Here is a 25757-nt window from a genome sequence, read left to right on the forward strand (position 1 = left end):
TAGCGACTATCTTTTCTGGAAACTTGGAAGCGGCGACGAGTAGCTAACAGTGAAGGGCGGCAATCGAACGTGCCAATTGAGTATGCAGATGGTGGCTAGCCTTGTATGCCAGAAAATGCGCTACGGGAAAGTTTCCTAGCAGGCTCAAATCTCCTACTAAATCTAAAAGTTTATGACGAACTGGTTCATTTAGAAATCGCAACGGCGGATTTAACCAGCCTTCGGAGCCACAGACCAGCGCATTGTCTAAACTCCCGCCTTTGATCAGCCCCCGATCGCGGAGCGCTTCAATTTGGTGGGCGAGTCCAAAGGTGCGGGCAGGCGCAATGACAGCGGCAAAGGTTAAGGACTCTTCACGCATTGCATCGGGTGACCAACTGTGCCACTGATTGCCGATCGCGGACAAATCAAAATCAATGCCATAGGTAAAGCGCAGTTCACTAGAGGGACGTGCTATCACAAAGGCATCGCCCTCTTGGACACATAGCGGCTCTGGCAGTGCCCAGACCGATCGCGGTTCAGATTGGGGCACTGTACCAACTTGAACGATCGCCTCTGCCCAATCCTTGGCCGACCCATCCAGCAGCGGAACTTCTGGCCCGTTAATCTCGATGCGAGCGTTGTCCACGCCCAAGGCGGCTAGCGCGGCTAACAAATGCTCAACTGTCCGCACCGTGGCCTCACCTTGGGCTAATTCAGTCGAGAGTTGGGTTGGGCGAACGGTTGCTATTTGGGCCTTGATGACTGGTGTACCTGGTTGATCAACCCGCACAAAATAGCGCCCTTGACCTACAGTGGCTGGTAACACGCGCACCTGAACCGACGCTCCGGTATGGAGGCCAATGCCCGATCGCACAAAGCCAGTCCGCAGCGTTTGTTGTAGCCCCTTGCCAAAGCCGCCTGTTTCTAGCGTTTGACGGTTGACTTCTGGTTCCATTAGAAGCGCTCTCCGATACCGAAGTGGAACTGCGTATCACCGCTATCGTTAATACCAAAGTCAATCCGAATCGGTCCCAAAGGTGACTGCACCCGCAAACCCAAGCCATAGCCAAAGCCTTCTCCTGGCTTGCCACGAACGCCTGCTGGATTACCTGGAACGTTATCGCCAGTGCCAAAGTCGGTAGCGGCATCCAAGAAAAGCGCACCCGAAATGACAGAAAACACCGGGAAGCGATACTCGACGGTTGCCTGAAGGAAGGTCTTGGCACTGCCCAGATCGCCTTCGTCATACCCCCGGACTGAGTTACTGCCGCCTAAGGCAAACGCTTCGTAGGGGGGTAAATCACCCAACACCGTACCTCCTTGAACGTTGAAGGCAAAGGTTTGCGGGCAGTCTCTAGATTTGGGATCGCGGCAGGCAGGTGTAAATTGTAGGAGGCGTGTGGGTATGTAGAAGCTGTAGCTTGCCCGCAATCGGTTCAAGAGAATATTACCCTTACCCAGAGGGATCGATTGCTCAGTTCCCAGTCGCAGCAACGATCCTGCTGTGGGTCGCAGGAGGTCATTACGACGATCGCGCACGACCCCAAACTGCACCGTATACAAATCGTCTTTGCCCTCGCCGCTAAAGCTGAGGTTGTTACCAAATTCATCTCGTGGGCTTAGTCTGCCGTCACCATCATTAATTCTGACGCGCTGATACTGGAAGCCCAGTGAAGCAGCCCATTCGGGTCGGGTATACGGATTACCATTTAGCGGACGTGAGAAGCTAACCCCTGCTCCTGTCCGCACGACTCTGGGGGTATCGCCGTTTGGCAGGTTCACATCCCTTGGGCCACCATCAAAGATGAGCGAGATAGTTTGTCGTCGGAACAGGTTCACTGTATACGACGTGCGGTAGGGATCGCCCCCAATCCACGGATCGGTAAAGTTCAGGTCAAACAGCGTTTCTCGGATCCCCAACTGCACCTCAGCACCCAGCTTCTGATTGTTACCACCCACGTTTTGCTGCTGGTAGCTGACAGTACCAAAGAGACCACTTGCAGAACTAATCCCGGCACCGGCTGCGATCGATCCCGTGTTCTTCTCAACCACATTTGCCACAACCACCACTTTACGGGGATCTTGTCCCGGTGACAGCGATAGCTTCACATCGTCAAAAATGCCAAGGCCAAAAACGCGCTGTAAGTCACGTTCCACTTTAGTGCGGTTAAAGACCTGTCCAGGCTTCAATTCAAACTCGCGTTTGACGACATAGGGGCGCGTGCGTGCCCGACATCCAGTTGGCTTGCCTTCTTTATTTAAGACCGGGTTGCCTTGAGGGTCCAGAAGGACAAACTTACCCTGATCGTTTCGTTTACATTCGTTGCCATCCTTATCGACGTAGCGTACCTGGATATCTTCAACCACCCCTTCAGCCACTTGTAGCGTGACAATACCATCGGGCGAAACCTGCGGCGCTTCAACCACCTGAGCCAGGACATAGCCATTATCCTGATACCATTTGTTGACTTTCTTGATGCCTTCCTGCAGCTGCACCAGGTTCAGTACTTTGCCGTACTGATCACTGAATGCATCCGTAAGCACTGGTTCTGGTAAAAGGGTTGTGCCCTCTAGCTGCACCTTTTGCAGCACAGGGTTTAACTGCACTTCAAAGGTGACGCGTACCCCCAGGGGAGTATCGGTTGGCACGGCCCGCACGTTAGAAAAGTAGCCCAGCCCAAAGATAGCGTTGATATCTTCCTGTAGCTGAGTGCGCGTTGTGGTGCGTCCTGGCTGCGTCCGAATCGCCTGATAAACCTGCTGCTGAATGTCTCCTTCAACGCCCTGGACAACGACTTCACTCACCAGCACAGGAGGTTCTTGTTCTGTAGGCGCAGTCGTCTCTGGCGTTGTGGTTGGTGCAGAAGGAGTCGGCGCAGTTTCTGGGGCGGGAGTTGCTTCGGGAGCGGGAGACGCTTCTGGGGCAGGAGTGGTACCTGGAGAAGGGGTGGTTTCTGGGGTTGGCGTTGGGGAGGCTTCAGGGCTAGGCTGTGGAGCGGGAGAGCTGCCACCTGGCGTTAGCTGAATCTGGCTGGGAGTTTCTTGCCCTGGCCCAGCTTGAGCGATCGCAGATACAGCAGACTTTGACCGCTGACTGGCTTTTGTCCGTTTCGCGCTTGACGGTGCAGAAAGCCCACTCAGTAACTCTGCCTGACTCGCTTTTGCCTGAGTCACGATGGTCGCTGGCGGAACGATCGTCGCTGGTGTGGCGATCGCAGCGTTCCCGACTGGTTTCACGATCGCAGGCTTGCCGATCGAGGGTTTGTTAATCGAGCCTTTATCGGTAGCTGTCGCAGACTGATTCGATGCCGCTCGCACAAGCGCTGGGTCGGGAGCTTCCCCCCTGGCTGTGTTAGACATACCTAGCGTTGCCGTGGCAGCCAGAAACGCCACCAAAACTGGAGAAAAACGCATATTGTTCGGATTAGTTGACACGTCCACACACCACGCCCTGTCTAAAGCAGGACCCATGAAACAGCAAAAACGTCGGCAGATTAAACCTGGGCGAGATTAAAACAACAGACAAACTGTGAAATTTTACCGCATTGCTTGGTACCAATATAGTGAGCTTGCCAGAATGAGTGCTTTGGCACCAGGAGCAACTACCTGGAAAACGGTTTCGGACAAGACAGCCTCATCTTAGAACGATCGCTACAATGCCTGTTGCAGCACTCTCTCCATAACTTGCCGATAAGCCGATGCCACATCACCCAAGTCTTGACGGAAGCGATCTTTATCCATGACCCGTTGCTTGGGATCATCCTCCGTCAAATTCCAGAGGCGACAGGTATCGGGACTAATCTCATCCGCCAACAGCAGTCGCTGATGCTGATCCAGTCCAAACTCTAGCTTGAAATCAACCAGCGTGATACCACAGGTCATAAAGAACGGTTGCAACACGTCGTTGATCTTGAGTGCCATAACTCGGAGTTGCTCGACCTGTTCTGCTGTGGCAAGCTCCAGTAGGAGTAAGCGATCGAGCGTTAGCAATGGATCACCCAGCGCATCATTTTTGTAGTAAAACTCCACCAGCGGTTGTTTCAGCACAGTGCCCAGGCTCAATCCCGTTTGTTGACAGAGACTACCCGCTGCAATGTTCCTGACCACCACCTCAAGTGGCACAATCTGCACGGCCTGTACCCGCATCTCATTTGCACTCGTTTGCTCGATGAAGTGAGTGGGAATGCCGCTGGCTTCTAGCTGCTTAAACAAATGACTGGCGATCGCGCAATTAAAGGCTCCTTTGCCCTCAATACTGCCGCGCTTTTGGGCATTGAAGGCCGTGGCATCATCTTTAAAGTAGGTAAGCAGCACCGCTGGATCATCAGTGGTGTAGAGAATTTTTGCTTTGCCTTCGTAAAGCTGAGAACGAGCAGTCATAGAGAGATTGGGTTGTGAATTAGGATGGTCCCAGGATGATAGCAGGGGCTTGAGCCACACTTGAGCACAATAGCATCGTCGATTTACTCTATCTATTTGCTTTATCTACAGAATCACGCTCTCGCCGTTCGTCGGGTCGCTCTCATGATTGTACGCTGTGATGCTATCCTCTCATCCTTCACATTGGTTTGAGGCAGGTTAGAACTGTAAGGAGCCACAACGGCTCAGTCTAGCAATGCACCTGGACTGCCCCTCCAAGTTCCAATCATCCACGATCGAAAGTGATGCACTGTTTGCGTTTAACCATCGTTTTATCGACCGGCCTGATGCTGCTAACAGCCTGTCATGCTGACAATCGCGGCTTTGCGGATGAGGTCAGCCAAACGGTAAAAACGGCTTCATCACCTGCGGATGCGACTTCCCCGCAGGCAACGTCAGCGCTCGGCACCTTTATTGCAGCTCGCAAACTCGCTTGGGACGCAGCCGTCATGGTACAACATCCACCACACAGGGTTGAAACCTGGCAAGCCGCGCGGGTCAAGTGGCGGCAGGCAATCAACCTGTTAGAAACGATTCCCGAAGGAACTGCCCTTTCAGCTCAGGCAAAGGAAAAAATAGCCGTTTATCAGGTTAACTATGCGGCTATCAACGATCGCTTCACCACCGAGACAACCGCCGCTGATCGCTTTAAAGCCGCTCAAACACTAGCATGGCAGGCAGCGGTTACCGTTCAAAAGCCACCCTACACGCTCAAAGTTTGGCAGCGCGCCAGCGAAAAATGGGAAGCCGCGATTACCATGCTTCAGTCGATTCCACCCACCACTGCGATCGCAGCACAAAGTCAGGCAAAACTGCCCGTCTACCGCAGTAACCAAAACGCAATCACCCAGCGCCTCATCACCGAAAAGCAAGCCATCCTGACCCTCAAACATTTTTCAGAGATCGCAACTCAGTTAAAAAGCATTCCAGATAACGTCTACCAGGCAAATTTAACCCCTCAGCGCATTGGCATTAGCTACGAAGACTACACCCGTCTTGTCGAGGCCTTACAGAAAACCTTTCAGCAGTTTGCGTCGCTGCCAGAGGCAAAACGTCATCCCATCTATCCCGTGCTAGCAGCCGCGATCAGCGATCATCAGCTTGTTCTCAAGTTGTGGAAAGACTACCTGGCCTTCAAAGCCGCAAACACCCAGTGGCTTTATGATGATGTTTTCGATCAGTTCGTACCCGTTTCTCTGGCAGACGCGACCATGCTGCGGCAAAAATACGGTTTGACCACCGATGCCAGCGGCGAAAAAGTGTCACTTCGCCTCAGCGCATGGACGATCTGGCAAAAAGATAGTCAGCAGCTTCAACAGGTACAGCAGCGCATGCTGAGGAACGAGAATTAATTCAATACGACCGACGCAAACCTCGGAGGTTTGAACCAGGAATCAAGCATTATTGATGTCGTTGCTTAAACCTCCGAGGTTTTGGTCAAGATATCTTGTTGACCCTCTATTCCAGTTTTCTCTATGACTGCTTCCCCTGAACGCCCTGCACCTACCTGGCTAACCGTTTTTCGGCTTCTACGCTGGGATAAGCCAGAAGGTCGCCTGATTTTAATGATTCCTGCACTGTGGGCTGTTGTGCTTGCCGCACGAGGGACTCCACCACCACTGCTGATCGGAGTCATTGTCCTGGGAACGCTGGCAACCAGTGCGGCAGGCTGCGTTGTCAATGACCTTTGGGATCGAGACATTGACCCTAAAGTGCAGCGCACCCGTAGCCGTCCGCTGGCAGCACGAACTCTTTCCGTTAAGGTTGGCATTGTCATTGCGCTGGTTGCGTTTGTCTGCGCGTGGGGGCTATCACTGTATCTCAACCCGCTTACCTTTTGGCTCTGCGTGGCAGCCGTGCCCGTGATTGTGCTGTATCCACTAGCAAAGCGCCTGTTTCCCATCCCGCAGTTGGTGTTGGCGATCGCCTGGGGCTTTGCCGTCCTCATTAGTTGGAGTGCCGTTAGCTGTAATGCAACTCCTGCACCAACGCCCTGTCTGGGCACCGCGACCTGGCTGCTCTGGGGAGCTACTGTACTGTGGACGCTCGGCTTCGATATTGTCTACGCCATGTCCGATCGCGATGATGATCGCCGCATTGGCATCAAATCGGGTGCCCTCTTCTTCGGTGCCTACGTAGCGCACGCAGTCGGTCTCTTTTACGCAGGTACCGTTCTTTGCTTATGGCAACTGGGCCTCGTGATGTCTCTAGGCATAGCGTTCTGGATCACGCTAGCGATCGCCGCTCTCCTCTGGGCATGGCAATACTACCGCCTCTGCCAGAAAACCATTCCACACCACACCTACGCCCAACTCTTTAAACAAAACGTTGCGATCGGTTTTGTGCTACTAGCTGGCATGATTTTAGGTGCAAGGGGATAAACAAGAAGTTTTGAGTTCTGAGTTCTGAGTTCTGAGTTTTGAGTGAAAAGAGCGGTTAAATTAGCTGTCAGCCGTCAGCTTTTTATCCTTCATCCTTTAGCCTTCATCCCTCATCCTTAACCGACTCCCCATTCCCTTCTACTTCATTAAAAAAGCTGGATCAGCTACAGCCGACCCAGCACAGGATACTAGTTACTTAGTGAAAGCGTAACCGAATAATAATGGGTTGCAACGCTTAAGGATCGGTCTGCAACACTTGAGGCTGAAGCAGCGTTACCATTTGCTGAATTCCACGGTGGATGCGGCGGGTGACAGTCATGGGGCTAACGCCAATTTGCTCTGCGACTTCTTTACGAGACAAATCTTTGATGAACACAAACTCGATCGCCTGACGTGTTTTGTCTTCTAGTTGATTGAGGGCACGCTGAAGCTGCTGGCGGTCTTCCTCTAGATTTTGCAAGGTTTGATAGTGAGCATCGGGTAAGGTATCGCCGAGCGTCATGGGTGAGTCAATTTGCTGGCAAATCGTAGCATCCAAGCTAAGTGGCAACCGATTTTTGGTCGCTAACTTGCTTTCACGCCATTCGTTAACCGTGACACCCAGCGCTTCTGCAATCTCATTATCGCCAGGCTGACGACCTGTCGCTTCCATCAACGCTTCACGCACTCGTTGACCTTCTTTGTTGAGTTGCTGCCAGCGGCGGGGAATCTTAACGGTACCGCTGCGATCGCGGAGAAAATGCAGCATCTCGCCACGAATATAAGGAACAGCAAAGGAACTGAACGCACACCCTTGATGAGGATTAAAACGCTCGATGGCACGGATCAAACCCAGGTAGCCAATTTGCTCAAGGTCTTCATAAGGCTCAGCGCACTGGTGGCTTACGCGATGAGCAATCTTTCTCACCAAGCCTGCGTTTAACTGCACCAGTTGGTTGCGTACCCTGACCGAGGGCTGCTGATAGTAGGACATCAGCAATTCCATACCGCGTGAACGAATCGAGGATTGAGTAGCCATCATCTGCAGGTCACCTTTCACTTCAGAGTTGAGCCTATTGTTCTTCACGCAGAGGGGGTCTCACCATCGTCGATCTACGGTACTCATACAGGGAGGTCTAAGGGCAGTTCGGCATAAACACGTAAGCGCGACTAAATCGCTAGCTGTCTAACACCTCATGATTTAGTGGCGACCAGGCGGGTAAATTATCAGCCGCGTCTGGATCGGTTTCCCAAAATTCGAGCGAAAATAGACACTATGACGATCCATTACTGTTTCTTAAACGAGAGAGCGTCCTGTGAGTAATACCAGTAACTTTCGGCAAGCCATGCGTGAGGCTCAAGGTCACGCACTTGTGGGTCCTAATGTCATTGCCAACGCGCTGCCCTGGCTGGGTGGTGGGCTAGTACTCACTGCTGTGGGCACCTTTGGCGGTCTAAAGGTTTTACAAAATAATCCAGAAATCTTCTTCCCTACCGTGATTGGTGCGGTGGTGTTAGAACTCATTCTCTTTTTTGTGGCATCTAGCGTCGCAGAAAAAGGCAACAATGGGGTCGCGCTGCCCCTGCTGGCGACCTATAGCCTGCTTTCGGGCTATACGCTCAGTGGTCTGGTGGCGATTGCCCTCCGCACGCAGGGAGTTGGTATCAATGGCGTTGGCATTGCGGCTCTTGGCTGCGGGATCGCGTTCATTGCGGGGCGGCAAATTGGCTCTAACCTGAGCGATGCCGATGGCTCAGCCCTGGCTAAAACGGTACGCCTCGGCATTATTGCCCTATTTGTAGTTGTGTTGCTGCAATTTGGGCTAAGTTTCTTCGGCATTTACACACCTACGTTTTTAGAAGTTGCTATCTCAGGCATTGGTGTGCTGCTGTTTGCGGGTGCGGCGGTTGTTGATTTCTACATTCTGCCCCGTACCTACCGAGACGATCAGTATCTACCAGCCGCGCTGTCGATGTATTTGACCTACATCAACCTGTTTGTCTTCATCTTGCGGCTGCTCATTGCGTTGAACGGACGACGCTAAACATCCCAGCGAGAAGCAAGTGCTTCATATTTCGTAACGGAGACGCGATCGCAGCTTCATTAAAGACAGCTTCATACAAGAAGCGATGTCTTCAAGGGCTGATGATCGCGTCTTTGCATTCAGCAATCGCCTAAACTATTAATCGAACTGTTATTTTTGCGATCGTGATGGAAGCCCTCGAAATTAAGCGAGAAGTCGAATTGTTGTCTGAGCGCCTGAGTAAAACTCAGGACTATCTTTGACGTACCTGCAATCACTGCCAAAATCCAAGATTTAGAACAAGTTGCCGCCCAGCCAGCCTTTTGGGATGATCAAAACAGCGCCCAACACACGTTGCAAGAGCTCAACGACCTCAAAGCGCATCTTGAACAGTTTGACCAGTGGCAGACAAATTTAGAAGATGCCAGAGCCGTCTTAGAACTACTGGAGCTAGAGGAGGATGAGTCCTTACTCCAGGAAGCGCACTCAAATGTGATGCAGCTTAGTGAGGCCCTCGACCAGTGGGAACTTCAGCAATTGTTGTCAGGCACCTACGATCAGAAAGGTGCTGTCTTGACCATTAATGCGGGTGCAGGTGGCACAGATGCTCAAGATTGGGCTGAGATGCTGCTACGCATGTATTTTCGCTGGGCAGAAGACCATCGGTATAAAGTTCATGAAGTTGAACGATCGGACGGCGATGAAGCCGGGATCAAATCCGTCACGCTCGAAATTGACGGGCGTTATGCCTACGGTTATCTCAAGTCCGAAAAAGGGACTCATCGCCTGGTACGCATCTCACCTTTTAATGCCAACGACAAGCGCCAAACCAGCTTTGCAGGGGTAGAGGTGATGCCTTTGATTGATAATTCTGTGCAGCTTGACATTCCCGATAAAGATCTGGAGATCACCACCTCCCGTGCAGGTGGCAAAGGGGGGCAGAACGTTAACAAGGTGGAAACGGCTGTGCGAATTTTGCATATTCCCACGGGGATCGCCGTGCGGTGTACTCAAGAGCGATCGCAGCTTCAGAATAAGGAAAAAGCCTTAGCAATTCTTAAAGCAAAGCTCCTGATTATTGCCCAGGAGCAGAAAGCCAAGGAAATTGCTGATATTCGCGGCGATATGGTCGAGGCAGCGTGGGGTAATCAGATCCGCAACTATGTGTTTCATCCCTACCAGATGGTGAAAGATCTTCGCACCAGCGTTGAAACCACAGCTATTACCGATGTAATGAATGGCGATCTAGACCCGTTTATCCAGGCATATTTACGTCAAGAAGCTCAACTGGTTGATAGCTAGCACAGGAAGGCAGACGTAGGAAGGTAGAGGGCAGAAGGCAAAAACGTTGTTCTTTCTGCCTCTGAGCTTTTGTGAGATGATCAGTTACTTCTGACAAGGTGTACCAGGACTGTAGAGGGTACACGGCATCGTTTAGCAAATAATCAAAAAGGCAGCCAAGAGCCCATTGAACCATCCAGAAAGAAAGGCGAGTGTGTAAGCTCTATGCGTAAAGGTTTTACAAAGGCCAACGGTAAATTCTGTGAAGCCTCAGTGGAATGCATTTACGCACATCTCATCGGTTTGGTAGCTTACACAGAGAAGGGTTTGTGCAACGCATTTTTCCTTTTGAAAATTTTGAGGCTGGTGCGCTATGGCTAATCTTGCTACACAGCAGGTTGATGAATCGATTCGCTTAACAGCCGCAACAAACACTTCACAAAAAGGGATGCTGCTGGTATTACCAGTACCGCTCCGCTTCGTAGATGGTCGCTTGTTCTTTGAAGCGCAAGCCTGCAATGGGTTAGAACAGTGGGCTGATAATTTTGGCTTTGTCACCGTAGCCGCGCTACTTATGCCAGAATCACTGGCAGCAGAGCAGACCAATATCGTTTGGCGTGATACCGCAACGTTGGCAGACCCACAGCGCTTTGAGTTTGTGCCCTTGCCGTGGGCGTATTCGTTCGCGCTTTTTGGGAAACATTATCGTGCAACCCAGTCGTTGTTAGCGCAATTGGTTGCGCGTAGCCGCTACTTGCAGTTTTGCTTGGGTGGACTAGTCGGCGATTGGGCAGCCGTGGGGGCGATCGCGGCTCATCGGCAAAAGCGTCCCTATGCGATCCACATGGATTGGGTTGAACATGAGCACATCCTGCAAGTTTCCAAGGACAAAAGCTTGCCGAAGCGCTTGAAAGCCAGAGTGTTCTCCGTCCTCATCGAAAAATACAACGGGTGGATTATGCGGCGGGCGGCGCTTGGTTTGTGGCATGGAGCCGACTGTTATTCAGCTTACAGTCCACTTTGCCACAACAGCTTTCTGGTTCACGACATTCATACAAAAGCATTAGATGCCATTGCACCAGCAGCGCTCAGCGAAAAAGTAGCCGCTGTTTTGAATGGTCAACCCATCCAGATTTGCTATGCCGGTCGCATGGAAACGATGAAAGCGCCCTTAGATTGGATTAAAGCGATCGAACGTGCCCATCATTTAGGCATCAACCTAAAAGCGACTTGGCTCGGTGCTGGCAGTCTGCGGGAAGAGATGCAGCGCATGATCACCGATCGCGGCTTAGAAGCCGTCATCGAACTGGCTGGTTTTGAGAGCGATCGCGATTGTCTGCTGCAAAAAATTCGTGCGGCTCATGTGATGCTGTTCACGCACATTACATCCGAGTCACCGCGCTGTTTGATCGAGGCACTCATCAGTGGTACGGCGATCGTGGGTTACCAGAGCGACTATGCGGATGATCTTGTAAAAGAACTGGGGGGCGGTGCTTTTGTACCGATCCATCAATGGAAACAACTCGGCGACTTGATCACAACCTTATCGAGCGATCGTCCTCGGCTAGCGCAATTGGTGCAGCAAGCAGGCGAGAACGGGAAGCGCTTTAACTCTGAGGTTGTTTTCCATGAGCGCAGTAAGTTGTTGAAAGCGTATTTAGTTTAATCAACGTAAATAGCAAGCGAGTAAGGTTAACTGCTGCTGCACAGCAAGACGTTCGCCTAGACATTCATCTGTAGAGCAACGATTGTTACCATAAGTGGGTAAGGTCATTGCAGTAAAGTTTATGGAACCCCAGAATGCCAGTTTTGAAGCGAACTCGCCTGAGCCAGCAGAAGCTGTGCTTTCGCCTAGCACCACACAGGCAGAAATGGCTACCGCAGCTTCGACGACAGCGACGACACCAGCGGTAACCGAGCCAAAACCAAGCTACGTCAAGCTCGCCATGCGGAACATGGTGCGCAAGCGTGGTCTTTCTCTGCAACACTTTACTTTAACCACGATCGCTCTACTAGCCGTTTTGGTGGGGCTATCGTATCTCACGCGGTAAAGGCTGAGCGCTCCCTTTGGCATACTTAGACGGCAGCCATTCGCAGAGGCTTTTGAACTGTGAACGTTGAAGTTTGCGTACAGGCGGATCATGACACGCTATCTGAAGGGGACGCGATCGCCTGGTCGCCTGATCCAACCGCGCTGCCCTGCCCGATCGCCTCAGAAACGTGGGATCGCTGGTTTCAAGCCTGGTTAGAGGTATTGGAGCCAGATCAGTCGCCCATTGAGTCTTACGAGTTGAGCTTACGTTTAACGGGCGATCGAGAGATGCAACAGTTAAACCATCAGTACCGTCAGCAAGATAAGCCCACAGACGTGCTTGCCTTTGCGGCGCTCGAATCAGCGTACCCGCAACCACAAGAGTTGCAATCGACGCTGCCGCTCTACTTGGGCGACATTGTGATTTCGGTGGGTACCGCTCAACGACAGGCCGAGGAGCAGAAACATTCTCTAGACGTTGAACTGGCGTGGTTAGCCGCTCACGGCCTGCTTCACTTGCTGGGCTGGGATCATCCGGATGAAGATAGCCTGAACCGAATGTTAAAGCAACAGCAAGTTCTGCTTGAGATCATTGGTCTTAGAGGCAAGACCGGATAGAATGCTTCGTAGTTTGTAGCTAAGGCTATGATCTGCACAAAACGAGTAGCTACATAATTAAGGCAGTTCTAGCATTTGCTTCTTGCGGTGGTTCTTTACCTCTTTGGCAAGCTTAGCTCCGTCTCTTTCAGTCGCTTCACGGTTCTCTCTCCCTGTGGTGTATGCCTCCTGAACTTCAAGCCCCGACCCCCGATCGTACAAATGGCAAAGTGGTGCCGATCGCAACGCTAAACCGAGATCTTTCGTGGCAAGTTGCGCCAAGTCTACTGGTTAGTTTTAAGTACGCATGGGCTGGTGTTAGCTACGCATTTCAAACACAGCGTAACTTCCGTGTGCATGTGTTTGTCGGTACGTTTGCGATGGCGTTGGGTGTTTTTTTACAGCTCGATGCGGTGGAGATGGCAATTATTGGACTCACGATCGGGGCTGTTCTGGCGATGGAGCTTTTGAATACCGCGTTAGAATCTGTGGTTGATTTAACGGTGAAGCAGTCTTACCACGAGTTAGCCAAGATCGCTAAAGACTGTGCAGCCGCCGCTGTGTTGGTTTCTGCTCTGGCAGCCGTTTGTGTCGCAAGTTCGCTGCTACTGCCGAAACTATGGCTATTGATTGCCGCTTATCTGCTTTAGGGTGGAAAGAAAAGGCGAAAGGTAGAGGGGAAAAGGCGAAAGGTAAAGGGCAAAAGGCAGAAGGCGAGCAGCAAAAGAAGCTGAGGGCTGAGGGCTGAGGGCTGACAGCTAAAAATCATAAAACGGCTAGGATGTTTAGCGTAATACCGATTTAAAGAATGACGGCTACAGATCAATCGGTGGGTAGGGGCAAGGCAATGCCTTGCCCCTACAGGATGTGTCGCATTTTCAATTCAAATTGGTATAAGCAATCCCTTGTCCAAAACCTGAGTGGTTTCCAAATGATTCTTGTGATTGACAACTACGACAGTTTTACTTACAACCTGGTGCAATACCTGGGCGAGTTGGGCAGTGAGTTTCTGGTTGCGGCGGACGTTCAGGTTTATCGCAATGATCAGATTTCGTTGGCGGAAATTCGTCAGCTTCAACCGGATGCGATCGTGATCTCACCGGGGCCGGGTCGTCCTGAAGATGCAGGCGTTTCGCAAGCGATTATTGAAACCTTTGGGGCAACGCTGCCGATTTTGGGTGTTTGTCTGGGGCACCAAGGCATTGGGCAGGTGTTTGGTGGCAAGATTGTGTCTGCGCCAGTGCTGATGCATGGCAAAACGTCTCCTGTCCATCACACGGGTGTGGGCGTTTTTCAAGGAATCGAAAATCCGCTGACCGCAACCCGGTATCATAGTCTGGTGATTGATCGGCAGGCTTGCCCAGAGGTACTGGAAATTACGGCCTGGGTGGACGACGGTACGATTATGGGTGTGCGTCATCGGCAGTATCCCCATGTTCAAGGCGTGCAGTTTCATCCTGAAAGTGTTCTCACGAACTCCGGTAAGCAGCTATTAAGGAACTTTTTAGCGTCGATCGCCAGTCAGCAATGAGCAGTTATGAGTTCTAAGTTTTGAGTTTTGAGTTGATGTTTAGGTGTTGATGTTTAGGTCAATCAACCTCTACGACCTGTTAACTCAAAACTCTTAACTCAAAACTCAACACTTTTTTGTTCGGTGAGGGGAGATTATGAGACGGCGGCGATTGTTACGCTATGCAGGGGCAGGCTTACTGTCTACGGTTGGGTTGGGAGTGGCTTCTGGGTTGCAGGGCTATCACGCTCAGAGTGGCGGTGGTTTAGGCGTGCAGTGGTTGGGGCATTCCTGCTTTTTATTCACAGGTGACGGGCGGCGGATTTTGGTGAACCCGTTTCGATCGCTGGGCTGTACGGCTGGCTATAAGGCACCGAAAGTGTCGGTAGAACTGGTCTTGATTAGCAGTCAGCTACTGGATGAAGGGGCGGTAGAAATCGTTCCTGGCAACCCGCGTCTGCTGTATGAACCGGGCGTGTATCAGTTCAACAAAAAGCGGATTCAGGGCATTCAGACGGATCACGATCGCTTCGGCGGGAAGCGCTTCGGCACAAATGTGGCGTGGCAGTGGCAGCAGGGCGGTCTGAAACTGCTGCATCTGGGTGGCATTGCAGGGCCGATTTCGTTAGAGCAAAAAATCCTCATGGGTCGGCCAGATGTCCTGTTTTTGCCAATCGGTGGTGGGGCAAATGTCTATACACCTGATGAGGCAAAGCAAGCCGTTCAGGTGCTCAATCCCAAATTGATTGTGCCCACGCACTATCGCACTAAGGCCGCGAACAAAGAGTGTGAGAGTGTGGGGGTCGATCGTTTTCTGGCACTCATGAGTGGCACTCCGGTACGCCGAGGTAGCAATACCTTGAGTCTGCGATCAGCAGATTTGCCCAAAGAAGGATCTGCCATTCAAGTGTTTAGCTACCCCTTTTAGACCATTCACACCGCCGCACTCCTTCCCAGAGAAGACAGATTTCTTCTCTTGCTCGTCTAAGATGACTGTAATGAGGACGACCAGGAGCGCGGGGGCGGGTGTTGATGCAAACAAGAAATCTTGCGGCCTCTGAGACAGCGGCTCAGTTTCATACGCTGCAAAGTCAGTTGCGCGATCGCTGGCAGACCGTCGAACGGTTTGATGGCAGCGATGCGGATATTGTAGTGGTGCCGTCGCTCAGCCTTGACCCACACGAGCTGGTCAAAATTCAGGGTGTGCACCATTATGAGGAGCGGCTGCTGTTCTCGCTGATTCGGCTACGCAATCCCCGTACACGATTGGTGTACATTACGTCTCAACCGCTGCATCCCAGCGTGATTGACTATTACCTGCAACTGCTGCCGGGTATTCCGTTTTCCCATGCCCGCGATCGCCTGCTGCTGCTGTCTACCTACGATTCGTCGCTGAGGCCCCTGAGCCAAAAGATTCTCGATCGCCCACGTCTGTTGGAGCGCATTCGGATGGCGGTGCAGCGCGATCGGGCCTACATGATTTGCTACAACGCTACGGCAGCAGAGCGGGATCTGTCGGTGAAGCTCGGCATTCCCCTGTATGCCCTTGATCCTGCTTTATTGGAATGGGGTACTAAAAGCGGTAGCCGCCAGATTTTTGCAGAAGCTGGCGTACCTCATCCAGACGGAAGCAACAGCCTGTGGAGCGCTGAGGAGTTGGCGATCGCCGCTGCCGAGCTTTGGGAACGTCAGCCCACCCTCAACCGCATGGTCGTCAAGCTCAACGAGGGCTTTTCGGGCGAAGGAAACGCGATGCTGGATCTGCGTCCGATTCAATTTGCCGAACCGGGCACAACGTCGCATCAAAAACGAGTAGAGGTCTTGAAAGATCAGTTTCAGCAGCTTGCTTTTGAAGCCACGACCGAAACCTGGACAAACTTCAGCAGCCGGATTCCAACGTTGGGTGCGATCGTCGAAGCGTTTCTCGAAGGTGACGAAAAGCGATCTCCCAGCGTGCAGGGTCGGATCACACCAACAGGCGAAGTCGAAATTTTGTCCACTCACGACCAAATTTTGGGTGGCCCCAGCGGACAGATTTACTTGGGCTGTAGCTTTCCTGCTGATGAAACCTACCGCTTACGCTTGCAGGATTTAGGACTGCGGATTGGCAAAAATCTTGCCGAAAAAGGAGCAATGGAACGCTTTGGCGTAGATTTTGTTGCCGTCCATCAACCCGATCAGCCCGGTAAACCAGAGTGGGATATTCAAGCGATCGAAATTAACCTGCGTAAAGGCGGTACGACTCACCCCTTCATGACGCTCAAGTTTTTGACAAACGGACGCTATGACCTGTCCAGCGGTCTATTCTACAGTCAGCAGGGACGACCCAAGTACTACATTGCCACCGATAATCTGCAAAAAGATCGCTATCAGGGCTTGCTGCCTAATGACCTAATGGATATCGTCGCCCTGCATCAACTCCACTTTGACACCAGCACCGAAACCGGCACCGTATTTCACCTCATGGGCTGTCTATCCGAGTTTGGCAAGTTGGGCTTAACCAGCATTGGCAACTCGCCCCAGCAAGCAGAAGAAATGTACCATCGCCTGATCCGCGCCCTGGACGAAGAAACTCGATCGAGCGACGAAGAACCACGATCGCACGTAGTAGGGCTATCGATGGGGTGGTAGGGGTAGAAGGCAGAAGGTAAAAGGCAGGGGGAGCAGGGGAAGCGAGGGAAGCGGGGGAAGCAGAACTCAAAACTCAAAATTCAAAACTCATAACTCTCCCCATCCCCTTCATCCCTCATCCCCCACCCTTCATCCCTCATCCCCCACCCTTCATCCCTCCCCCCGGAGTTAGCGTCATCAAATCCTCAATATTGCGGAGCATCGTGGCACAGATGGCATCCAGGGGGAGATCGTTGGGGTCGTGCCCGAAAGGGTTTTCGATTTCGATGCCGATTTCTTCGATGCCGAAGAGGGTAAAGCTGATGAGAATCACCACGGGGCCTGTCCACCAGCCAATGCTACCGACCATTTGAAAGGGTAGCGATAGGCAGTACAGCAGCAGCAGTTGTTTGAGATGGATGGCGTAGGCTAGTGGCATCGGCGTTTTGAGGATGCGTTCGCAGGCTCCGAGCATATCCACCATTGCGTCTAGCAGTTTATGCAACGCGCTGACTTGATAGGGATTGAGGGTATTGCGCTCGTACTCCTGCTGGAAGTAGTCCCCAATCCAAAACGCAATCTCCAGAGCTGGATGATTCATTTTATGGAGCATGTCGTACTTCTCAGGTGGTAAAAGCGCTTGTAACTCTTCGTTGATAGGCTCGTGACGTAAATGCAGCTTGGTGGCAACGCAAAAAGCAACGAGCATTCGCAAAACGACCATTTTTTGAGTGTGAGCTTCTGCTGTCGGGGTGGCGATCGCTAGCCAAATTTGCCGCGCCAGGTTACGCACGGTATTTACCAGCGTGCCCCAACTCTTGCGTCCTTCCCAAAAGCGCTCATAGGCTGTGTTAGTGCGAAAGACGAGCAGCAAGCCCAGCACGATGTTAGGAATGAGGCTTGCCAGAGTTGGCATGGCTACGGGTAGCCCGTAGTAAAACAGCACAGAAATAAAAATACCAAACGCTCCACACAGAATTGTGCGTCCCAAAATGGAGGGAATGACTGACCCTTTGATTTGAAAGACCGTTTGAAACCAGTGTTTGCGCTCAGTCACCATAGGCTCCAAATCAGTTTTACCCCACCGTTCTTTCAAGCAGTTTAAACGATCGATCGACTTCTTCAGCCAGATGATGTCGTGTATGAACCAGCGACTTTGAGGATGGGTGTGAGGGTCAGGGTGTTGGGTGTGTGCATGCAACTGAAAATGGTTGTAAGTGCCTGATAGGGTAGCTGGGTCGTTTCCACGACGCTGGCTATCCCATGTCTCGACTTGCGATCGTCGAAGCCTTTGCAGAACTTTGTTATACCTGTCTACGGCTAGAAATTATCGCTGTAAATTTTATGGCTAGTAATTTGTCAAGATCAAGATGATGGGCAAGGAGTGGCTTTTACCTTTTCTCCTGGCTTCTGGGTTAGGTTCATCAATTCTTCATCTTTTACAGGCGGATAATTATCGATCGCTGGGAAGACCTTAGAGAGACATAGAGCGACGAAATACCGTTTTTCAACGAATTTTGCCCCCATTATTCCCTGGAGCCTTCTATGGTTAACCCCTTTCGCCTGGGCATTGTCTTTACACATCCAACACAACACCATGCCCCCCTGTGGCGCAAGTTAAATGAGCAGCCCAGAGTCGCAGTGACGGCATTCTATTTGTGTAATGAGAATCAAATGAGCGGCGATCGTCATCTGGGTAGCACCGAACCGTGGGATGTGGATTTGACAGGAGGCTATGAGCACGAGTTTTTGCCCACGCTCAGCGGTAAGGTTGCCAGCAAAATTGACAAGAAATTGTTCAATCCAGGCCTATGGTCGCGGTTAACCCGGCAGAATTTTGATGCCGTTTTTCTGCCCAGCTTTTTCAACCATTCCTATCGTCTGACGGTGCTGCTGTGCAAACTGCGCGGCATTCCCATCATCATGCAAAATGACGCGACCATCATCACCGACGATCGCTACAGTTACCTGCGAAAAGTCATTCAAGCCATCCTTTATCCCTGGATGTATGGGTTAGCCGATCGCTGGATTTCGAGCGGCGATCACAATGAGATTTACCTGCGGCATTATGGGGTGGCCGACGAGAAAATGGTGCGGGGCTGCTATCCCGTCGATCGCGATCGCTTTGAGCAGACGATCGCCCAACGGCACGACGAAATCCAGGCAATCCGACGGGAGCTTTGCTGGAATGATGACACCATTCTCTACGGCTTTGTCGGCAAATATATCGATCGCAAAAATCCGTTTGAGTTCATCGAGGCGATCGCCAAAGCCCATCAGCAGGATTCACGGGTGCGCGGCGTGATGATTGGTGGCGGTGAACTCAAGCCCGCGATCGAGCAACGCCTGTCCGAACTTCAGGGCGAGGTGCTAAACGTGGGGTTTGTGAACCAGAGTAAGCTGCCACTGTACTACGCAGCGCTAGATAGCTTTGTCTCGACCTCTCGCATTGACCCACACCCTTTAGTGGTGTCTGAAGCAATGGCAGCGGGATGTCCCGCAATTTTGAGCGATCGCTGTGGCAATTGGGGCTACCGCGACACGGTGCAGCACCGCCATAACGGACTGGTTTACGCCTGCGGAGATGTCGAGGCACTCACGCAGGCTGTCTTAGCGTTGACTGATCGCGAAACTCGCACTGCATACAGCCAGCATGCCCGTGAAGTCTTCGCGGGGCAGGACTTGAACTGCGAATTGAACGCCTTCATGACCCTCATTGAACAGCTCCAGCCTCCGCTAAAACGTCATAGCAAAGAAACAAAATCTCTATCTCAAGACATATCTGTTAGCACAATGCCCTGATGACGGCTCGAACCTATGAAGAGTGGACTAACTGCTCATCAAGAGTAGATTAACCGCTTGATAGTGCGGTCTGGAAACAACGGGTGCATCCGTGAGCAAACAGCGCTTTAGCCTACCAACCTCTAAGCGCAGACCCAACTAATCACAATCGGTCTGCCTCCCTTAAAGCTCTGTCTCTGAACGCAAGTTTGGTTTGCTCACCCTCTCAGTTGTTGATCGCGAGCAGTGGAATTCATGCGTATTGCAATGGTTCGTAGGGCGCGTGGTGTGTCCTTTAGCATGGATGTCTACGCAGATGGCATCGTCAACGGCTTAAAAGCCGTTCGACCGCAGTGGAACATCATTGAACTAGCACCTGGCTCAACTCCTCGCGGTTTGGGAAAGTCGCCGATTGCGGGTGCGTGGAAATACACCGAACGCTATTGGCGCTTTCCGTCGCGGGTCAAACGCCTGCAAGCTGATGTGGTGCATGTAGTGGATCACAGCGATGGGCACGTTGGGTACTGGCTGCGATCGTCCCAAACCCCATTCGTTGTGACCTGCCACGACCTCATCAATTTCCTTCAGCCTGAAAACATTAGTGACCAGGCACGGTTTGCACCCATTAGCGCCGCGTTTTGGCGATTGGCGGTGAAGGGCATTTGCCATGCCGATCGCATCCTCACGGTTTCTGACTACACGGCAAAGGATGTCATGCGACTGCTGCCGATCGCACCGACACGATTGACCACGATTCCCAACGCGGTGGAACCCTGTTTTCAACCAGGTTCTAATTATGCGATCGCAGACATCCGGCAGCAATACGGTTTTGCACCCGAAACCATTTGTCTGCTCAACGTAGGTTCCAACCACCCCCGCAAAAATATAGAAACGGTGCTACAAGCGCTTTATGTGCTGAAGGAGAAGGGTATTCCAGTGCATTTGCTCAAGTCTGGTGCCCCGTTCAACGCGGCTCAGCAAACGTTTATCAACACCCATCACCTGAGCGATGTCATCACCCACGTAGGCAGAACGTCTAAAGACACGCTGATCAAGCTTTACAACGCTGCCGATGTGCTGCTCACGCCGTCTTTGTATGAGGGCTTTGGCATGACGGTACTGGAAGCAATGGCCTGTGGTACGCCCGTCATCGCTTCTAACGCGACTTCGCTGCCAGAGGTGACGGGTGATGCTGCTGTGGTGGTGCAACCGCTGGATGTGGGCGCGATCGTGCAAGCGGTTTGCCGGATTCGGAATGATCCGACCTTTCGTCGATCGCTCATAGAAAAAGGGTTGGCACGGGTTCAAGCCTTTACCTGGGAACGCACTGCCGAGCGCATCGCTGAAGTGTACGAACAACTCTCGGATGACACGCTATGAAGCCTCTTAAGCTGTTGCTTTCAGCCTATGCCTGTGGGCCTGGACGCGGGTCAGATCCCGGCATTGGTTGGCATATTGCCAAGGAACTTACCGGGCAGCATCACGTCTGGGTACTCACCCGCGAGGATAACCGTGCTGGTATCGAAGCGGAGTTGGTCAGGCACCCCGACCCCAACCTCCACATCGTCTACTACGACATTCCCTACTGGATGGGCTGGTGGAAACAGGGGTTGCGTGGCGGGCAGTTGCATTACTACCTCTGGCAAGTCGGCATCTACTTTGCCGCTAAAACGCTCCACCGCGACATTGGTTTCGACCTCGTACACCACGTCACCTACGTCAAGCATTGGGGTCCCAGCTTTCTCGCGCTACTACCCGTGCCGTTTGTCTGGGGGCCGATCGGGGGTGGCGAATCGGCTCCCAAACCCTTCTGGCATGACCTGAGCCTGCGCGGCAAGGTCTATGAACTGTTGCGTGATACGGCGCGATCGCTCGGTGAACGCGATCCCTTCGTGCGGCTTACAGCACGACGCAGCGCGATCGCCCTGGCAGCTACCGCCGAAACCCGCGATCGTTTGGCCGCTATGGGGTGCAAGCGCATCGAAATTTTCGGGGTTGCAGGGATTCCCAAAACTGATTTCGCCACCCTTTCGGCTCTGTCTCCCATGCCGCAATCAACCTTTCGTGTCATCTCGATCGGTCGGCTGTTGCATTGGAAAGGCTTCCACCTGGGGCTACGAGCGTTTGCTCAACTCAATATTCCTGATGCCGAGTACTGGGTGGTGGGGGACGGGCCTGAGAAAGCTGCGTTAGAAGCGCTGGCTCAAGCGTTGGGGATTGGCGATCGGGTGCGGTTCTGGGGCTTGCTGCCTCGTGACCAAACCCTGCAAAAGCTGGAGACGTGCCATGCCCTGATCCATCCCAGCCTGCACGATTCTGGCGGTTGGGTTTGCCTGGAAGCAATGGCAGCTAGCCGTCCCGTCATCTGCCTAGATTTGGGTGGCCCAGCCACTCAGGTCACAGAGGCAACTGGGTTCAAAGTACCAGCGCCTGACCCAGAACAGGCCGTCAAACATCTAGCAGAGGCAATGGCGCACCTCGCGCACAACGCTGAGCTAGGCACTCAGATGGGACAAGCCGGTCAGCAGAGGGTGCAGACCGTTTTCGACTGGAACGTTAGGGTGCATCGCTTCACACAGCTCTATGCCGACGTGCTTTCGGCAGCAGAGACGCAAGCCCTCACTCAGGAGATTGACCCACATGCGTATCCTAAGCGTACATAACAAGTATCAAATTCGCGGTGGCGAAGATGAGTCACGCGAAGCCGAAGAGCGGTTGCTACGAGACAGGGGGCATTTGGTTGATGTGTACGAGGAGAGCAACGATCAGGTTTCACAGATGAATCCAGTACAGATGGCTATGAAAACCATCTGGTCTCAAGAAGCCTATCAAATGGTCAGCAAACGGCTGAAGCGAGCTGATTACAACGCAATCCATGTCCAAAATTTCTTTCCGTTGATTTCACCCTCTGTTTATTATGCCGCCAAAGCTGAGGGTGTACCCGTTGTCCAAACGCTGCGAAACTACCGTCTACTGTGCCCTAACGGTCTCTTTTTCCGGGAAGGCAAGGTTTGCGAAGACTGCATGGGTAAACCCGTCCCATACCCAGCGGTAGCACGTGGGTGTTATCGCGGTAGTCGCCCTGCTAGCACGGCGGTTACAGCTATGATCACCACGCACCGCGCCATGAGCACATGGACAGACATGGTGGATGTTTACATCGCCTTGACTGAATTTGCTCGCCAAAAATTTATTGAGGGTGGTTTGCCTGCTGAGAAGATTGTCGTGAAGCCAAACTTTGTCTATTCCGATTCACGTCAGGGATCAGGACAGGGTGGCTATGCGCTATACGTTGGACGGCTCTCGGTAGAAAAAGGGCTGGATACGCTGCTAGAAGCCTGGGAAAAATTGAAGCATCCCATGCCGCTCAAAATCGTTGGGGACGGGCCGCTTGCCGATCTAGTGATGGCAGCTAGCCAACGATCGCCCCACATTGAATGGCTAGGACGCAAACCCATGTCAGAGGTGTATGCCCTCATGGGTGAGGCACAATTCCTTGTCTTCCCGTCTAAATGGTATGAAACCTTTGGTCGGGTTGCTATCGAAGCCTTTGCCAAAGGAACGCCTGTCATTGCGTCAAACATTGGCGCGATCGCCGAATTAGTAGACAACAATCGGACTGGTCTCCACTTCCATCCGGCTGACTCCAACGACCTAGCGGCAAAAGTTGACTGGGCGATGACCAATGCCAGTAAACTCGCGCAGATGCGGAAGGCCGCACGTGCCGAGTATGAGGCAAAGTACACACCATCTAAGAACTACCACAAGCTGATGGATATTTACGCACGAGTGCAGCCAAATGCTGTCTTTAAATCTGTAACGCCCGTTAAAGTTGGTTGATAGCGAACCATGCGATTCATCACACGGCATGAGTAGGCAGCTTAAACCGAAAAGACACGAGATCAGTTAAGCGCAACGTTCGTTAAGCAACATCAGTTAAACGTAAAACAACCGTTCAATCAGAACAGAGTTAAGCAGCAGCAAAGAAGGTTGCTTCGTTTGACTCTCACCAAAAGCTTCAGCACTAACTGGCACACCGTCTCAACGCAAATCGATTGACTGCCCTAGAGTCCAGCCCGACCTTTAGCAGAGCAAAACGCTCCAGACTGACTCAACCAGCAAACAGATAGAGACTGAAACGCAGACAACGCTGTACAGTAAGGCTTCCAGCAGAACGCAGGCATCAGTAGGACTTACGCATTTGCCCCCAAACCCCCAATCTTGGGGGCTTTGATTGAGACGGTTCCCCCAAAAGTTGGGGACTAGGGGGCGAAAGATGACCGCTTTTGCGTAAGTCCTAATCAGGTGAAGTGATCGGATGATACTTGCGTTCTGCCATCAAAGATTTTAGCCAACAGACTTCAGCTAACCAACAAGCCATCCAGTTCGCTCATTTTCCTGATGCAGCAGCGGCACGGCTGCTAATAGAGACAAGGGAGCAGGCTGCCGTTGGTGAAAGCGACGGATTGTTTGCGATCGTCATCATCTGTCATCGCCATAAACTCTAGTCATACCGATTTAAAGAATAACGGCTACAGATCAATCGGTGGGTAGGGGCAAGGCAATGCCTTGCCCCTACAGGATGTGTCGCATTTTCAATTCAAATTGGTATCAGACTGCCCGCAGCAGACAATACTCACCAAGACTCACCTTGAAAGAGCGTCATGAACGGACACACAGTGACCTATCAACACGAAGGTGGCATCTTCAAAGGCTCAACACTCGTTCTCATCGCCTTTGCCACTGCTTTCTTTCCCAGAATTTTGAGTGCAATGGGTGCACCGCCAGCCATTAATTTTGTGCACTTTGCAGTGGTTCCGTTCGTATGCGGACTTATTTTCTTTCAAACCCGCGTCAAAGATCGACAACAAATTGCCACGATTAGAGCCTTAGCATCCAGTCTTTTACTGTTTCTGGGAGTCATTATCGCCAGTGCGTTGCTCAATACAGCCGCTGCTATTAATGTCACATTAGATTTTTTACTGCTGACGGAAGGATTCCTTCTGCTTCTAACGATTCTTTGTATCCCCATCTCCTGGAAAGAGTTTCAATCATTTAGAAACTGGCTATTAGGCTTTATCGCTGGGCATGCTATCCTGGCATTTGGTCAAAGAATTGCTATTGCTTTAGGTATTCTCGCTCATACTAAAGCCACGATCGAAGACAATGTGCAAGGCGTTTTCTATTTCTCCTATGGTGGGCACGTCGTAGCGGCATCTGTTTCCTTATTTTTTAGCCTTTACTATCTAGCATCTGCTAAAAACGTTAAACTTTGGATTCGACTCGCGATCGTCTTTGCGGCTTTTCTGCAAATTTTAATTGCCGATGCAAAGCAGGTGCTTTTGGTCGCCTTAGTGAGTTGGGTTTGCCTGATTCTTGCCCGTGCCAAAAATATCCGTGTGACTTTACAATACGTAGCGCTAGCTGCTGTGGTTGTACTCATGTTATTTTGGTGTGTCGAGAACATCGAACTTTTTCGAGCTTACAAAACGTGGGTAAGGCCAGAAATTTATGGGCCTGATGGTGATGCGACTTTGCAAAAGTTGTCACCGCTTCGCATTATTCCCACCTATTACGCATCAATCTTGAATAGCTTTTTAGGACTCGGCCCTGGGCACACGATCGGTCGTCTTGGTGGCTGGATGATTCGAGACTATGCAAGTATTCTCAATCCGCTTGGTGCAACTAGCAATAGTGTGGTGACAAACGAGTTTTGGAAAATTTGGGATGGCAGCTATCTAGACTCCAGTATGTTCTCTCCCTTCTGGGGATGGGCTGCCATTTGGGGGGATTTAGGCGTTTTAGGCTTAATTGCTTATATCTATATCTGGATCGTTGTATGGCAACGCCTTTGCCCCGATGACCTTTCCAAATTCATTGTTTTTAATGTCTTGATTAATGGCTTCATCTTTACACTGCTAGAAGAACCTGGTTTTATGCTTTCTATTGCTGTACTAATCGGCTTACAGTGGCAAGAGCGTCAGCTTAAACGGCAGCAACATTATGAGCAACTTAACACGTTAGCCACGATGATCTACTATCCAGATAGACAGTAGAGCGAAGGAGAACACTAAAGTGGAGGGGCAATTGCTCTCTACCAACAGCGATTACAAACAACCCTGTATTAGACATGTAGATAGGCACTGTTAGCTTGAGATAAC

22 protein-coding genes are annotated in these 25757 nt (G+C 51.7%); 17 read left to right on the forward strand and 5 right to left on the reverse strand.

The window, feature by feature from the left end:
- Positions 1 to 43: 43 nt before the first annotated feature.
- From lpxC to purC, 3 genes are all read right to left on the reverse strand, one after another.
- Positions 44 to 937, reverse strand: coding sequence for a UDP-3-O-acyl-N-acetylglucosamine deacetylase (gene lpxC / locus AC5JLP_RS03055; protein ID WP_496066426.1), 894 nt, complete (start codon positions 935 to 937; stop codon positions 44 to 46).
- On the reverse strand, positions 937 to 3396 hold the full coding sequence (locus tag AC5JLP_RS03060) for a BamA/TamA family outer membrane protein (RefSeq protein WP_496066427.1): 2460 nt from the start codon (positions 3394 to 3396) through the stop codon (positions 937 to 939). Before AC5JLP_RS03060 ends, lpxC begins: the two co-directional genes overlap by 1 nt.
- 237 nt (positions 3397 to 3633) lie before the next feature.
- Positions 3634 to 4362: a phosphoribosylaminoimidazolesuccinocarboxamide synthase gene (gene purC, locus AC5JLP_RS03065; RefSeq protein ID WP_496066428.1), complete on the reverse strand. Its 729-nt coding sequence runs from the start codon at positions 4360 to 4362 to the stop codon at positions 3634 to 3636.
- 326 nt (positions 4363 to 4688) lie between these two features.
- Between purC and AC5JLP_RS03070 the strand changes: the two genes are divergently transcribed.
- Positions 4689 to 5753, forward strand: a complete 1065-nt coding sequence (locus AC5JLP_RS03070; RefSeq protein ID WP_496066429.1) for a hypothetical protein — start codon at positions 4689 to 4691, stop codon at positions 5751 to 5753.
- A 123-nt stretch (positions 5754 to 5876) separates the two neighbouring features.
- Positions 5877 to 6782: a 4-hydroxybenzoate solanesyltransferase gene (locus AC5JLP_RS03075; protein WP_496066430.1), complete on the forward strand. Its 906-nt coding sequence runs from the start codon at positions 5877 to 5879 to the stop codon at positions 6780 to 6782.
- 235 nt (positions 6783 to 7017) lie between these two features.
- On the opposite strand, the gene AC5JLP_RS03080 is transcribed toward AC5JLP_RS03075, so the two are convergent.
- Positions 7018 to 7803, reverse strand: coding sequence for an RNA polymerase sigma factor SigF (locus AC5JLP_RS03080; protein WP_496066431.1), 786 nt, complete (start codon positions 7801 to 7803; stop codon positions 7018 to 7020).
- A 274-nt stretch (positions 7804 to 8077) separates the two neighbouring features.
- Here AC5JLP_RS03080 and AC5JLP_RS03085 point away from each other — a divergent pair, with 274 nt between their 5' ends.
- From AC5JLP_RS03085 to AC5JLP_RS03125, 9 genes are all read left to right on the forward strand, one after another.
- Positions 8078 to 8806 (forward strand): Bax inhibitor-1/YccA family protein, encoded by a 729-nt coding sequence (locus tag AC5JLP_RS03085; RefSeq protein WP_496066432.1) that lies wholly within the window; start codon positions 8078 to 8080, stop codon positions 8804 to 8806.
- Between the two features lie 167 nt (positions 8807 to 8973).
- Positions 8974 to 10087 (forward strand): peptide chain release factor 2 gene (gene prfB / locus AC5JLP_RS03090; protein WP_496066433.1). Its coding sequence is split into 2 segments (ribosomal slippage): positions 8974 to 9045 and positions 9047 to 10087, totalling 1113 coding nucleotides; the frame shifts between segments, so codons are not numbered across the junction.
- A gap of 352 nt (positions 10088 to 10439) precedes the next feature.
- Positions 10440 to 11732, forward strand: a complete 1293-nt coding sequence (locus tag AC5JLP_RS03095; protein WP_496066434.1) for a glycosyltransferase — start codon at positions 10440 to 10442, stop codon at positions 11730 to 11732.
- Positions 11733 to 11853: 121 nt separating this feature from the next.
- A complete protein-coding gene (locus AC5JLP_RS03100; RefSeq protein ID WP_496066435.1) occupies positions 11854 to 12117 on the forward strand; it encodes a DUF3285 domain-containing protein in 264 nt (87 codons plus the stop codon).
- Positions 12118 to 12176: 59 nt separating this feature from the next.
- Positions 12177 to 12716, forward strand: coding sequence for an rRNA maturation RNase YbeY (ybeY, locus tag AC5JLP_RS03105; protein ID WP_496066436.1), 540 nt, complete (start codon positions 12177 to 12179; stop codon positions 12714 to 12716).
- A gap of 161 nt (positions 12717 to 12877) precedes the next feature.
- Positions 12878 to 13345 (forward strand): diacylglycerol kinase family protein, encoded by a 468-nt coding sequence (locus AC5JLP_RS03110; RefSeq protein ID WP_496066437.1) that lies wholly within the window; start codon positions 12878 to 12880, stop codon positions 13343 to 13345.
- 158 nt (positions 13346 to 13503) lie between these two features.
- Entirely contained in the window at positions 13504 to 14226 is a 723-nt protein-coding gene (locus AC5JLP_RS03115) for an anthranilate synthase component II (protein WP_496066438.1), read from the forward strand.
- A 136-nt stretch (positions 14227 to 14362) separates the two neighbouring features.
- The gene (locus tag AC5JLP_RS03120) at positions 14363 to 15133 is read left to right on the forward strand and encodes an MBL fold metallo-hydrolase (protein WP_496066439.1); all 771 of its coding nucleotides are present in this window, start codon (positions 14363 to 14365) and stop codon (positions 15131 to 15133) included.
- A 104-nt stretch (positions 15134 to 15237) separates the two neighbouring features.
- The gene (locus AC5JLP_RS03125; RefSeq protein WP_496066440.1) at positions 15238 to 16836 is read left to right on the forward strand and encodes a peptide ligase PGM1-related protein; all 1599 of its coding nucleotides are present in this window, start codon (positions 15238 to 15240) and stop codon (positions 16834 to 16836) included.
- A 136-nt stretch (positions 16837 to 16972) separates the two neighbouring features.
- Here AC5JLP_RS03125 and AC5JLP_RS03130 read toward each other — a convergent pair whose 3' ends face one another.
- Positions 16973 to 18016 (reverse strand): bestrophin family protein, encoded by a 1044-nt coding sequence (locus tag AC5JLP_RS03130; RefSeq protein ID WP_496066441.1) that lies wholly within the window; start codon positions 18014 to 18016, stop codon positions 16973 to 16975.
- 344 nt (positions 18017 to 18360) lie between these two features.
- Here AC5JLP_RS03130 and AC5JLP_RS03135 point away from each other — a divergent pair, with 344 nt between their 5' ends.
- The 6 genes from AC5JLP_RS03135 (at position 18361) to AC5JLP_RS03160 (ending at position 25652) form a co-directional block, all read left to right on the forward strand.
- Positions 18361 to 19617 carry a glycosyltransferase family 4 protein gene (locus AC5JLP_RS03135; protein ID WP_496066442.1) on the forward strand — a complete coding sequence of 419 codons (1257 nt, stop codon included), beginning with the start codon at positions 18361 to 18363 and terminating at the stop codon, positions 19615 to 19617.
- A 234-nt stretch (positions 19618 to 19851) separates the two neighbouring features.
- Positions 19852 to 20976: a glycosyltransferase family 4 protein gene (locus tag AC5JLP_RS03140; RefSeq protein WP_496066443.1), complete on the forward strand. Its 1125-nt coding sequence runs from the start codon at positions 19852 to 19854 to the stop codon at positions 20974 to 20976.
- Positions 20973 to 22259, forward strand: a complete 1287-nt coding sequence (locus AC5JLP_RS03145) for a glycosyltransferase family 4 protein (RefSeq protein WP_496066444.1) — start codon at positions 20973 to 20975, stop codon at positions 22257 to 22259. The genes AC5JLP_RS03140 and AC5JLP_RS03145 overlap by 4 nt, the downstream gene beginning before the upstream one ends.
- Positions 22237 to 23436 carry a glycosyltransferase family 4 protein gene (locus AC5JLP_RS03150; RefSeq protein ID WP_496066445.1) on the forward strand — a complete coding sequence of 400 codons (1200 nt, stop codon included), beginning with the start codon at positions 22237 to 22239 and terminating at the stop codon, positions 23434 to 23436. Before AC5JLP_RS03145 ends, AC5JLP_RS03150 begins: the two co-directional genes overlap by 23 nt.
- Before the next feature lie 485 nt (positions 23437 to 23921).
- A complete protein-coding gene (locus AC5JLP_RS03155; protein WP_496066446.1) occupies positions 23922 to 24104 on the forward strand; it encodes a hypothetical protein in 183 nt (60 codons plus the stop codon).
- A gap of 156 nt (positions 24105 to 24260) precedes the next feature.
- Positions 24261 to 25652, forward strand: a complete 1392-nt coding sequence (locus AC5JLP_RS03160; protein ID WP_496066447.1) for a hypothetical protein — start codon at positions 24261 to 24263, stop codon at positions 25650 to 25652.
- Positions 25653 to 25757 lie beyond the last annotated feature (105 nt).

It is taken from the genome of Stenomitos rutilans (assembly GCF_059505485.1).